An 11456-nucleotide genomic window follows, 5' to 3' on the forward strand; every position below is an offset into this window, starting at 1 on the left:
GCACGCGCCCAGCAGACACGCGCAACCTACCTCAAGAACACCGGCAGGAAAAGGTGTTCATGTTTTCGGAAATCCACTCTGGACAGTGATGTGAACGACAGGGCGTTGGTGGATCAGGAGGTCCTGCGGCGGCCGGCGACGCGAGCGCCGAAGCCGAACACCACGAGGAGCACGGCGAGCGCTCCGAGTCCGAGCACGCTGGCGCCCGTCTTGGCGAGCGCACCACCCGTGTTTCCTCCGGCGTGCTGATCACCACCTGGTGGCGTGACGTGCAGGGCCGGTACCACGAAGAAGTCGCGTTCCGTCAGTTCGCCGCCCCTGATGTCCGCACGGCCCTCGTCGCCCTCGAACTTCCACGGTCCGTCGACCGACGCCCAGAACTCGCCGGGCGGCAACTCACCGAAGCGCATCACCCCGTCCGCGTCCGAGACCGTCTCCGCGAGCTGGAAGCCGTACTCCTTGTCGGTCATCAGCAGGACGCGGGCACCGGTGACGGTCTCTCCGGGGTCCACGACGTGGTTGTTGTTGCGGTCGTGCGCGAGCCTGCCCTTCAACGAACCGGTTCCGCTCTGGAAAGCGGCCCAGTCGAAGGCGGAGGGAACGTCGCTGTTCTCGACGGGGTTCGGTCCGAAGCTGCAGGCCAGCACCGCCATCTGCCAGATGGCGGCACCCGCGGGCACCGCTTCCTCTACGACGATCGTCTTCGTCCCGCCGGCGGCGAGCGTGACACCGGGACCGCCCTCGCGGAGATCTCCCCATCCTGGAGGCATGGGGTTGTCGAAGTTGCCGCCGAAGTGGTTCACCTCGCCTTGGAAGTTGCACATGGCCTTGATGCCGCGGATCTCGCGGCCGGCGGTGCTGGTGAACCTGATGGTGATCTTGGCGGTCTCCCCCAGCACGTAGGAGATCTTGTCCAGCTCGGCGGTCGCCGTGAACAGTTCGGTGTACGGGCGCTCCGCCCGGACGATCAGGTCGAGCGGTTCGCCAGGTTCGATCCGCACGTTCGAGCGCTGGTCCTCGGCGTGCACGATCCACCCGCCGGCCAACCGGAAGCTGATGCTGTAGTCACCGGACGGGATGCCCTTCGCCGAGAACCTGCCTTCGGCGTCCGTCACGAGCTGCTTGGACGTGTGCGGGGCACCACCGCTGAGCCAGACCTCTGCGTCAGCCGCCACCTCGCCCTGGTCGAGCCGGCCGTTGAGGTTCTCGTCGGTGTAGACGACGCCGCCGAGGTCGCCCACGGTCTGCACGACCCCAGCCGTGGTCCGGAAGCCGGAGGCGTCCCGCATGCCGAGGTGGGCGACGGCCCCCACCACCGCGAGCTCACCGTCGGTGATGACGCTGATCCGGCCCGAGGCGCGGAGAGTGCGGGACTCCCCGGCTGGGATCCGCCCACCTGAGAAGTACGGGCTGAACTCTCCCCACTGCTCGTCAGGCAGAGACACCCCGTCGACCCATTCGACCCAGACCCGTTCGGCGGTCTGACCACCGGTGTTCGTGATGGTCAGCTCCAGGTGAACCGTTTCGTGCGACTCGTAGCGAGGTTTGTCCAGCTTGATCTCGACCCGCAGGTCGGCGGGACTCGCGGACTTCAGGAACCGGTACCCGAACCCGCCCTTCCCGGTGATGACCACCCGCTCCTGAGCCGAGTCGGCGAACGTCCACGGCCCGACGACGGCGGCCCGGTACTCACCGATCGGCAGGCCACCGAACTCGATCCTGCCGTCTGCCCCACTGGTGGCGTCGGCGACCCACGCCCCGTTCCGCGCGTCCAGCAAGACGACCCTGAGTCCTTCCACCGCTTCATCGCCCTCGATGCGCGCGTCGGCGTTCCTGTCCTCGCCGAACACCATCGTGTAGGCGCCGGCACCACCGCTCGCCTGCGCCTGGACACTGATGGTCGGACCATCGGTGTTCCAGCCGGCGTTGGGTGCGAACGCGCACGCGAGCGATACCGAGCCCATCAGGCTGGCCGCTTCGGGGATCTCCTCGTCGATCGTCATCGTGTACTTCTGCCCTGCGTCGAGCGTGAGGCCGTTCGCCAGGAGCGCGTCCCAGCCCTTGCCGCGGCCGAGTGCCTCCGGCCTGCTCCGGCTCTCGCACCGGGGCTTGATGCCGTGGATCTTGCGGTTGCCGATGTTGTGGAAGTTCAGCGTGATCTTCGCGGTCGCCGGGAGGCGATAGCTCTCGCGGTCGAGAGTCGCGCTGACCTCGAGTTGCTCGTTGTACGGCCGCTCTGCCCTGGCCGTGACCTGGGTCGTCTCGTTCGCCCTGATCGTGATCAGGTCACCGCCGGCGTTCACGTGGTGCACGACCCAGCCGTCGTCCATGGTGTAGGTCGGGGCGTAGGTGCCAGGTGCGAGGTCGCGGAAGACGAACTTCCCGTCCACGTCGCTCCTCGCCGAGCGCTTGTCCGAATCGCCGTTGCCCAGGAGCGACACAAAACCACCGGAAACCGCCTCCCCGGGGTCCTGCACACCGTTGCCGTTCTTGTCGGCGTACAGCACGCCGGCGACGCTGTCCGGCTGCGGCGCCTGGGCCGGCGGTGGTGGCGGTGGGGGTTCCGAGGACGGCGGCGCGGAAGTCTCGGCGGACGCGGGCGGTGTGCTCACGGGCTCGGGCTGCGCGAGGGCGGTGCTGCTGAAAGCCAATGCCGTGACGGTGGCGAGAACACCGATCTTGAGCACGGCACGGCTGACGGATCTATCGGACAACGGTTCCCCCCGAGTCCCAGTGACGTGCGAAAGTACCGCAGGCCCATGACGTGCCATAAGGGTTTTGGCCAGGACGAAAACGCGTTCAAGATTTTCTTCCGAGTGGGCAACCGAAGGCGCGCGGAAAGCGTGAGCATCGCGGGCACTCCCCTGCGCTCACGCCGGTGGCATGCTGGTCCGCGTGACGCCCGAGGACCTCGCGCACCTGCGCCGGGCACGTGACCTGATGGACCGCGAGTACGCGCGGCCGCTGGACGTGCCCGCGATGGCCCGTGCCGCGCTGATGTCGCCGTCGCACTTCGCCCGCCGGTTCCGCGCGGCGTACGGCGAGACGCCGTACAGCTACCTGATGACGCGGCGGATCGAGCGGGCCAAGGCGTTGTTGCGCCTGGGAACGCTGTCCGTGACCGAGGTGTGCGTCGAGGTCGGCTGCACCTCGCTCGGTTCGTTCTCCGCGCGGTTCACCGAACTCGTCGGGGAGACGCCGTCGGCCTACCGGGCTCGCGCTCACGACGCGCTGGCCGGGGTGCCGGGATGCCATCTGATGGGGCTGACGCGACCGAGCAGATTTCGAGAAGCGACGCGTTCACCGCGTGCCTAGTGTTTCGCCCATGAAGCTTTCGCACACGTTCCTCTTCGTCCACGACCAGGACGCCGCGTTGCAGTTCTACCGCGACGTCGTAGGGCTCGAAGTGCGCACGGACGTCACCATCGAGGACGGTTACCGCTGGCTCACCGTCGGCCCCGCCGAGCAACCCGACGTCGAGATCGGTCTGTCGCGCATCGGCCCACCCGTGCCGCCGACCGATCAGGAGGCGCTGGAAGCGTTGCTGGCCAAGGGATCGTTTCAGGGCATCATCTTCCGGATCGACGACGTGGACGCGAAGTTCGAGCAGGTGCGCACGGCCGGGGCCGAGGTGCTGCAGGAGCCGATCGACCAGTACTACGGCGTGCGCGACTGCGCGTTCCGCGACCCGTCGGGCAACATGGTCCGCTTTTCCACGCCGCGCACCCAGGCGTAAATCGCTTTCGCGCGCGTGAGCGGCGTGGTTCAGTAGTGCCTTCAGACGTTCTCGAAGACAAGGTCGATGCCATGGGCAGCCCCGGACACACCGGGTGCCTTCGCAGTACCCGGTGACTCTCGCGTTTCTGTTTCTCGCGATCACCTGGAGCACCACCTTGACTTGGTACACCTCTTTCTTCACCGACCTCGCCAACGGTTTCTGGCGCGGTGCGGTCCAGCCCTCGCAGACTTCGGCCGAGGTCGACTTCCTCGTCGGCCTCGGTGCCGGCCCGCGGGTGCTGGACGCGCCGTGCGGCAGTGGCAGGCACAGCATCGAACTGGCCCGCCGCGGCTACGCGGTCACCGGCGTCGACATCTCGGCCGAGGCCATCGCGCACGCCCGCGAACTGGCTCCGGACCTCGACTGGCGGCAGGGCGACGTGGCGGCGCTGGGCTCGTTCGGCGTGACGGCCGATCTGGCCGTGTGCATGGGCAACAGCTTCGGCTACCTCGACCACGCCGGTTCGCAGCGGTTCCTGCGCGAACTGGCCGACGCCGCACCGGTGCTGGTCCTCGACTACGGCTGCGCGGCCGAGGCCCTGCTGCCCTCGTTGCCGGGCGAGATCCGGATGTCCGCGGGCGGCGTCGACATGGTCGCCGTCAACACCTACGACGTGGCGACGGCGCGACTGCTGATCGACTTCACGTTCACCGGTGGTGAGCGGACGCAGCGGTCGACCTGCGTGCAGCACGTCTACACGGCCGGTGAGCTGACCCGGATGTTGAACGACGCCGGGTTCTCGTCGGTCGAGCTGTTCGGCGACGTCGACGGTGGCGCGTTCGAGGTCGGCAGCCACCGGTTGCTGGCGGTGGCACGCCGCTGATCTCACTTGGCCCAGGTGGTAGCGCTCTCACGACCACCTGGGCCAAGGTCGGTCTCATGCGTGCCATCACCGCGGTAACAGCCCTGGCCTCGTCCCTGGTGCTGCTCGGCTCCACAGCGAGCGCAGCCACCGACCCCGCTCGTGACCTCTCCGCACGGGTGAGCGCGGACGGCGCCCAACGCCACCTGATCGCGTTCCAGCGCATCTCCGACACCCACGGCGGCAACCGGGCCGCGACGACCACCGGCTACGCGGCCAGTGTCGACTACGTGGCCGGGCGGCTGCGCGAGGCCGGGTTCGACGTGACCACACCGGAGTTCGAGGTCAGGCGGAAGGTCGACGACGCCGGCCGGGCGACCGTCGGCGGGACCTCGCACGAGCTCGTGCCGTTCGGCGACACCCCCAACACCCCGGACGGCGGCCTCACCGCGCCGTTGCGGGTCGTGCCGGAGGACGGCACGCCCGGCTGCGAGGCGAGCGACTTCGCCGGGCAGGACTTCCGGGGCTCCGTCGCGTTGATCCGGCGCGGTACCTGCACGTTCGTCGCCAAGTACGCCAACGCGGTGAACGCGGGCGCGGCGGCCGTGATCATCTCCAACAACGTCGACGGCCACCTCGACCTGACCGTTCCCGGCACGATCCCGGGCGGCAGCGCCTCGAAGGCCGGCGGCACGGCGCTCGCCGCACTGGCCGGGCAGTCCGTCACGCTCGACCTGCGCCACCACGACGAGGTCCACCTCGACCGCAACGTGATCGCGCAGACCCGCACAGGCCGCAAGGACAACGTTGTCGTGGCGGGAGCGCACCTCGACAGCGTCGACGCGGGACCGGGCATGAACGACAACGGCTCGGGGTCGGCCACCCTGCTCGAAGTGGCGCTGAAGATGGGCTCCCGGCCGAAGCTGCCCAACGCCGTGCGCTTCACGTGGTGGGGCGCGGAGGAGGCCGGTCTGATCGGGTCGCGCGCCTACGCGTCGGCGCTGTCGTTCGAGCAGCAGCTCGACATCGCGCTGTACCTGAACTTCGACATGGTCGGCTCGCCCAACCCCGGCTACTTCGTCTACAACGACCCAGGGCTGCCGTACGGGTCGAAGCACGTCGAGAAGGCGTTCAGCGACTTCTACGCGGCCCGGAACCTCGGTCCGGAGGGCCTGAACGTGCGTGGTGCCAGCGACTACGGCTCGTTCACCGCGCTCGGCATCCCGGCGGGCGGCATCATCTCCGGCGGCGGCGAGGTCAAGACCGTGGCGCAGGCCGCGAAGTGGGGCGGCACGGCGGGTATGGAGATGGACCCCTGCTACCACCGCGCGTGCGACCACCTCGGCAACATCAACCGCGAGGCGCTGGGCCGCAACGTTTCCGCCGCGGCCCACGTCATCGCCTCGTACGCCGTCACCACCGAGGGCGTGAACGGCGTCCCGTCCCGCGCGGAACGGGCTGCTCTGCGTTAGCCCAGGTTGTTCGTGTCGAACGTGTTGCAGCGGGCGGGGTCGCCCGTCTGCAACCCGGTCGTGAACCACTTCTTGCGCTGCTCCGAGCTGCCGTGGCTGAACTGGGTCGTGTCGACCCGCCCGCCGCCGAGCTCGCTCTGGATGAAGTCGTCACCGATGCGCGCCGCCGCGTCGAGGGCGGCGTCGATGTCCTCCTGGGTGATGTTCGAGATGAGGGGCTGGCCGTTGGCCGACGGGACGGTCGTCGCGGCCTTGCCCCAGGCGCCCGCGTAGCAGTCGGCCTGCAGTTCGAGGCGCACCGAACCCGAGGTGGGACCGGTCTCCCGGCCGACCCGGTCCGAGGTGCCGAGCAGGTTCTGCACGTGGTGGCCGTACTCGTGGGCGAGCACGTAGGCCTCGACGAACGGGCCGCCGGTCGCGCCGAACTTGGTGCGCAGCTCGTTGAAGAAGTCCAGGTCGATGTACACCTGGGAGTCCGCCGGACAGTAGAACGGGCCGACCGCGGAGGTGGCGTTGCCGCAGCGGGTGTTCACGCTGTTGCGGAAGAAGTTGGTCTTGGTGACCTGGTAGGTGTTGCCCGAGCGGGCGAACTGGTCGGTCCAGAAGCCCTGGATCGAGTTGATCGTGGCCAGGACCCTGCAGTCGCTGTCGCGGTTCGCGTCGGCCCCCGTCTTGCACTTGTCGAGCAGCTGACCGGACTCGACCTGGGTGTTGTTGCCCAGGCCCTCCAGCCCGCCTGCGGGCAGCTGGATGCCGGTGAACTGCTGGAACAGGAAGTAGATGATCAGGCCGACCACGCCGAGGCCACCACCGACGCCCGCGACCCTGCCGCCTGAGCCTCGTTGGTCCGAAACCTGAGAAGTGTCGAGTTCCGCACCTTCGTTGAACTGCACCGCATCCTCCTGCCAAGGACCCCATGGGTGCCGCAAACGATAAAGCACGAAACATGCCTTGGTGCGGAGCCCGACGTCGGGGCACCGCACCAAGGCTTTCCCATTTGGAAGTGACGACTACGGCCCACGAAGGTTGGCGTGGCGCTCAGCCGGTGACGCCATGAGACGACACCGAAGCCGAGCTCAACAGCGTCGAAGCGCACCGAGCGACGCCTGATGGCGCCTGGGCACCCGAAACCTCGTGTCCGTCGCTACACAGTCGCGCCCGGACCGTTCACGTCCGATCCGCTCGCGGGGATGCGACAGACCGCGTTTCGCCACAGCGAGGAGATACCTGCACAGCACCACCTGACCCCTTCTGGGCGTGGCCTCCGGGTGGTCCAGTTCATTCACCTACCGGTTGCCAGCTCGTTATCGACTATGCGCTTGATCGCCGCATTTCTCAACACCTCACGCCAAACCTGAATTGGTGAAGTCAGACGGGTGACCTGCGGAGATCGACAGTGCAGACAGCAATCGCCCGGCGAGAGAATCTCTCACCGGGCGATTGGGAAAAACGATCAGGAAATGATCAGGCCTTGGTGGTGCGGCGCGCTCCGCGGCGGGCCATCACGCCCGCGGTCATCAGGCCGAGACCCGCCAGCAGGAACTCGAGCGGGTCGGCACCGGTCTTCGACAGGTTCGGGATGACGGCCGAGGCGTGCCGCGATGCCTTGTCGCCGGTCTGCGGGGTGCCGGCGCCGGAGTCGTCGCCCGTGTTGCCGCTGCCGGAGTTGTCGTCGCCGTTGTCGCCGCCGCCGGGGTTGCCGTTGCCGGGGTTCTGGTTGCCCGGGTTCTCGTTGCCCGGGTTCTCGCCGGGGTTCTCGCCGGGCTGCTCCGGGTTCTCGCCCGGCTGCTCCGGCTGCTCGGGGGTCTCGGTCTTGCCGCAGTCGCCGCTCGCGGTGCCGAGCACGCCCGCGGCGGTGCCGCACACCGTCACGGGGGCCTCGACGGTGCCGCTGGGCTCCTCGGGCTTCGTCTGACCGCAGCTGCCGGTGCCGCCGCCGGCGACACCGACCGAGTTGCCGCAGACCGTGACGGGCGCGGAGACGAGTGCCTGGTCGGCCTGGGTGCGCGCGGCGGGCTTCTCGTCACACGTGGCGTCGCTGTTGCCCAGCACGTTGATCGCGTTGCCGCAGACCTTGACCGGGGCGCTGACGAGGTTGCCTACGCGGACCTCTTCGTCGACGTCGAGCGGCACGGGGACGGCCTGGGCCCAGCCGGCGGTCGCGACGATCAGGCCGCCGGTCAGGAGGGCTGCGGACATGGTGCGGTTGAGGTTCTTGCGCATGGCTGTTCTCCCTGGAAGGTGACGGATCCCTGTGCTGCGTGCGGCACTCGCGGATCAGTCAGGGGAGAACGTCGGCTCCTCCGCGCGCACGCTGTGCGGCACGTCGTGCTGTTCGGTGCTGACGAGAGACGTTGTGGTGGTGGGCCGCCGGATCACGTGCGGCAACGTGCCCGCCGGGAGCTGGGTGCTGCCCGCCGACGCCCCCGCGCCGCTCTGCGGGAGCGTGCCGGGGATCGGCTGCTCGGCCTGCGGTTGCGGCTGGTGCGGGACGGGCGTGGGGTTCGTGGGCTGCGTCGTCGACGACTGCGGCGGTTCCGGCGCTGTGTGCCGCTGGGGCGTTTCGGCCTGCTCGGGTGCTCGCGCTGCCGGGGTCTGCGGCATCACAGGTGCGGCTTCGGAAGGCTCGACGCGCGGCGCCGGCTTCGGCGGGACGGGCGCGTCGGGCTGCCGCGGTGGCGTGGTCTCGATCTTGAGGACGATGTCGGCGACGGGGAGCTCCACCTCGACCCTGAGCTGGTCGATCTCGACCCGGACGTCGGCGTTCGCCTCACCCGCGCCGCCCAGCAGCCAGGCACCGGTCACCAGACCGGCGAGCAGCAGCAACCGACGCAACCAGGACATCGGCCCTCACCCTAGATCAAATGGAGCAACGCGTCACACGGAAAAGGCCATCCCGGCGACGTCCGTCGCCGGGATGGCCTTCCACTGCGATCTGCGGCTACGGCAGCTGCGTGATGCGGTTGAGCGCCGGAGCGCCCTGGTCGGGGTGCGCCACCAGGTACGCGGAGAACGCGTCCAGGTCGATGCCACCACCGGTGATGTTCGTGCCCTTGGTGAACTCGGGGAAGGCGTCACCGCCGCCCTGCAGGAAGCTGTTGATCGTCACGCGGTAGCTCGCGTTCGGGTCGACAGCGGTGCCGTTGATCTTCATGTCGGAGACCTTCGAACCGAACGGCGCGGAGACCGACCAGCTGTACGTGAAGCCGGCCGAGGGCTGCAGGATGATCTGCCTGGCCGCGGTGAACTGCTGCTCCAGCGCGGCCTTGAGCTGCGTACCGGTCAACGTGATCGTCTGCAGGATGTTGCCGAACGGCTGCACGGTGAACATCTCGCCGTAGGTGACCGCGCCGTTGCCCTCGCCCACGGGCGAGCTGGCGTACGTGAGGTCGGCGCGCACGCCGCCGGGGTTCATCAGCGCGAGCACCGCGCCGTTGCCCTTGGTGAGCTCCAGCTGCGAGTCGGCGATCAGGTTGCCGAGCGGCGACTCACCCGCGGGGTTCTGGGCCCGCAGGATGTCCGAGCCGACCGTGCCGACCCGCCGGTTCGCGATCGGGGCCGACTTGGTCTTGGCCAGGTCGATGATCGACTGGATGACGGGGTCCGGTGTGACCGTGCGCGTGACGATCTTGTTGTCGGCCTTGGTCTCACTGCGGACGACGTCGCGCGTCCGGCGGTCGATCTTCAGGTCGACGACGCTGAGCTCGCGGCCGAAGGCCAGGCCCTCGATGAACGGGCGCGGGTTGCCGGCCGGGTCCTTGACCACGCAGTTGTAGTGCTGGTGGCTGTGGCCGGAGAAGACCGCGTCGATCTTCGGGCTGACCTGCGTGGCGATGACGCTGCCGGGGTTGTTGGCGGCGACGTTGCACGCGTTGGGCCCGCCACCGGTCGAGGTGACCTGGTCACCCTGGTGCACGAGCAGCACGATCGACTTCACGCCGATCGCGTCGAGGAGGTTGGCGTACTTGTTGGCCGCCTTCACCTCGTCGCCGAACTTGAGCTCCTTGATGCCGTTCGGGTCGACCAGGATCGGCACGTCCTTGAGCGGCATGCCGATGAAGCCGATCGGGATCCCGTCGCGGATCTCCACCCAGAACGGCGGCAGGGCTGGCAGTCCGGACTTGGCGTTCGTGACGTTCGCACCGAGGATCGGGAACTTCGCGCCCTTGTACTGGTCGCTGAACTGGCACCCGTCCACGGGGTGGCAGCCACCGCGCTGCATGCGCAGGAGTTCCTTGTAGCCCTCGTCGAACTCGTGGTTGCCCGCAGCGGTCGCGTCCATGCCGACCTTGTTGAGCACCTCGATCGTCGGCTCGTCGTGGAACAACGCGGACACGATCGGCGACGCGCCGATCAGGTCGCCCTGCCCGACGATGACGGAGTTCTTGACCTCCTTCTGGAGGTTCTTGATGTGCGTGGCGTTGAACGCCGCGCCACCGGCGTCGACGGTCGTGCCGTCCGGCAGGATGACGCGTCCGGACGACCCGGTCGGCGGCTCGATGTTGCCGTGCAGGTCGTTGATGCCGATCAGGCGCACGTCAACCGTGCCCCGACCGCGCAGTGACTGGACATCGGCCTGGGCAGGCCCGGTAGCGCTGATGACAGTGGCCGCGGCGGCGGTGATCGCCAGAACGGAAAGCCGTCTGAACGAACTCATGGATGGAGCCTTTCAAGGCTTGGTTAACGCGCGTGTACGGCGGAGGAGTCTGCCTTCCGCACGCCACGTTTTCCAGAGGGGCGACTGGATCGTCATCGTCAGGCTTAGTCTTGTTCCCGTGACACCAAGTGAGCAGGAGCCGCACTGGCTCGACGAGGGCGAGATGCGCGCATGGCGCACCTACGTGAACGGTTCCTCCATGCTCATGGACCGCCTGCACCGAGAGCTCCAGGACACCCACGGAGTGTCACTGGCGGACTACGAGATCCTCGTGCGCCTGTCCGAACAACCCAACCAGCGCATGCGGATGACCCAGCTCGCCGACGACGTCGCCTCCTCGAAGTCGCGCGTCTCACACCAGGTCGCGCGCATGGAGAAGGCCGGCCTCGTGTCCCGCCGCGAGTGCACGGAGGACGGCCGCGGCGTGCTGGCCGAACTCACGCCGAAGGGCATGACGCAGCTGGTCTCGGCCGCCCCGACACACCTGCGTGGCGTGCGCGAGCACATCGTCGACCTGCTCACACCCGAGGAGGGCGAGGTGCTGGCCAAGGTGTTCGACCGGGTCATGACACACCTGCGGGAGTCGAACGGCTAGGCTTTGCGCCGACGCTCCTGGCGTCGTGGAAGCGTGGCAGAGCGGCCGAATGCACCCGCCTTGAAAGCGGGAGACGGGCAACCGTCCGGGGGTTCAAATCCCTCCGCTTCCGCAGTTCAGAAGGGGTGTGACCGGCCGTTGAGGCTGGTCAC

At 68.4% G+C, this 11456-nt stretch carries 10 protein-coding genes and 1 tRNA gene; 6 read left to right on the forward strand and 5 right to left on the reverse strand.

Annotation, left to right across the window (positions count from 1 at the left end; all coding sequences use genetic code 11):
• Positions 1-113: 113 nt before the first annotated feature.
• Positions 114-2714 carry an SdrD B-like domain-containing protein gene (locus tag DFR72_RS35160; protein ID WP_143086880.1) on the reverse strand — a complete coding sequence of 867 codons (2601 nt, stop codon included), beginning with the start codon at positions 2712-2714 and terminating at the stop codon, positions 114-116.
• A gap of 169 nt (positions 2715-2883) precedes the next feature.
• Here DFR72_RS35160 and DFR72_RS35165 point away from each other — a divergent pair, with 169 nt between their 5' ends.
• From DFR72_RS35165 to DFR72_RS35180, 4 genes are all read left to right on the forward strand, one after another.
• Positions 2884-3315 (forward strand): helix-turn-helix transcriptional regulator, encoded by a 432-nt coding sequence (locus tag DFR72_RS35165; RefSeq protein ID WP_211335640.1) that lies wholly within the window; start codon positions 2884-2886, stop codon positions 3313-3315.
• A 10-nt stretch (positions 3316-3325) separates the two neighbouring features.
• Entirely contained in the window at positions 3326-3736 is a 411-nt protein-coding gene (locus DFR72_RS35170; protein WP_090069652.1) for a VOC family protein, read from the forward strand.
• Positions 3737-3893: 157 nt separating this feature from the next.
• The gene (locus DFR72_RS35175; RefSeq protein ID WP_245983761.1) at positions 3894-4601 is read left to right on the forward strand and encodes a class I SAM-dependent methyltransferase; all 708 of its coding nucleotides are present in this window, start codon (positions 3894-3896) and stop codon (positions 4599-4601) included.
• Between the two features lie 56 nt (positions 4602-4657).
• Positions 4658-6052 carry a M28 family peptidase gene (locus tag DFR72_RS35180; RefSeq protein ID WP_090069650.1) on the forward strand — a complete coding sequence of 465 codons (1395 nt, stop codon included), beginning with the start codon at positions 4658-4660 and terminating at the stop codon, positions 6050-6052.
• Here the strand turns inward: DFR72_RS35180 and ypfJ are convergent.
• The 4 genes from ypfJ to DFR72_RS35200 form a co-directional block, all read right to left on the reverse strand.
• The gene (gene ypfJ / locus DFR72_RS35185) at positions 6049-6945 is read right to left on the reverse strand and encodes a KPN_02809 family neutral zinc metallopeptidase (RefSeq protein WP_090069648.1); all 897 of its coding nucleotides are present in this window, start codon (positions 6943-6945) and stop codon (positions 6049-6051) included. The two genes, DFR72_RS35180 and ypfJ, sit on opposite strands and share 4 nt — an antisense overlap.
• Positions 6946-7516: 571 nt before the next feature.
• Positions 7517-8275 (reverse strand): hypothetical protein, encoded by a 759-nt coding sequence (locus DFR72_RS35190; protein WP_090069646.1) that lies wholly within the window; start codon positions 8273-8275, stop codon positions 7517-7519.
• Between the two features lie 54 nt (positions 8276-8329).
• Positions 8330-8896, reverse strand: a complete 567-nt coding sequence (locus DFR72_RS35195) for a hypothetical protein (RefSeq protein WP_090069645.1) — start codon at positions 8894-8896, stop codon at positions 8330-8332.
• A gap of 97 nt (positions 8897-8993) precedes the next feature.
• Positions 8994-10709, reverse strand: a complete 1716-nt coding sequence (locus DFR72_RS35200; protein ID WP_090069643.1) for a bifunctional metallophosphatase/5'-nucleotidase — start codon at positions 10707-10709, stop codon at positions 8994-8996.
• A gap of 163 nt (positions 10710-10872) precedes the next feature.
• On the opposite strand from DFR72_RS35200, the gene DFR72_RS35205 reads away from it, so the two are divergent.
• Both DFR72_RS35205 and DFR72_RS35210 read left to right on the forward strand, forming a co-directional pair.
• Entirely contained in the window at positions 10873-11304 is a 432-nt protein-coding gene (locus DFR72_RS35205; protein ID WP_177224625.1) for a MarR family winged helix-turn-helix transcriptional regulator, read from the forward strand.
• A 27-nt stretch (positions 11305-11331) separates the two neighbouring features.
• Positions 11332-11416: transfer RNA gene (locus DFR72_RS35210), tRNA-Ser, on the forward strand.
• Positions 11417-11456: the final 40 nt, after the last annotated feature.

The organism is Lentzea flaviverrucosa, from assembly GCF_003350445.1.
Taxonomy (GTDB): domain Bacteria; phylum Actinomycetota; class Actinomycetes; order Mycobacteriales; family Pseudonocardiaceae; genus Lentzea; species Lentzea californiensis.

What these genes read in the sequence shown, in the direction of transcription:
- DFR72_RS35200 (WP_090069643.1), bottom strand. Translation starts at nt 10,709, where the DNA reads ATGAGTTCGTTCAGACGGCTTTCCGTTCTGGCGATCACCGCCGCCGCG.
- DFR72_RS35180 (WP_090069650.1), top strand. Translation starts at nt 4,658, where the DNA reads ATGCGTGCCATCACCGCGGTAACAGCCCTGGCCTCGTCCCTGGTGCTG.
- DFR72_RS35165 (WP_211335640.1), top strand. Translation starts at nt 2,884, where the DNA reads ATGCTGGTCCGCGTGACGCCCGAGGACCTCGCGCACCTGCGCCGGGCA.
- DFR72_RS35195 (WP_090069645.1), bottom strand. Translation starts at nt 8,896, where the DNA reads ATGTCCTGGTTGCGTCGGTTGCTGCTGCTCGCCGGTCTGGTGACCGGT.
- DFR72_RS35190 (WP_090069646.1), bottom strand. Translation starts at nt 8,275, where the DNA reads ATGCGCAAGAACCTCAACCGCACCATGTCCGCAGCCCTCCTGACCGGC.
- DFR72_RS35170 (WP_090069652.1), top strand. Translation starts at nt 3,326, where the DNA reads ATGAAGCTTTCGCACACGTTCCTCTTCGTCCACGACCAGGACGCCGCG.
- DFR72_RS35205 (WP_177224625.1), top strand. Translation starts at nt 10,873, where the DNA reads ATGCGCGCATGGCGCACCTACGTGAACGGTTCCTCCATGCTCATGGAC.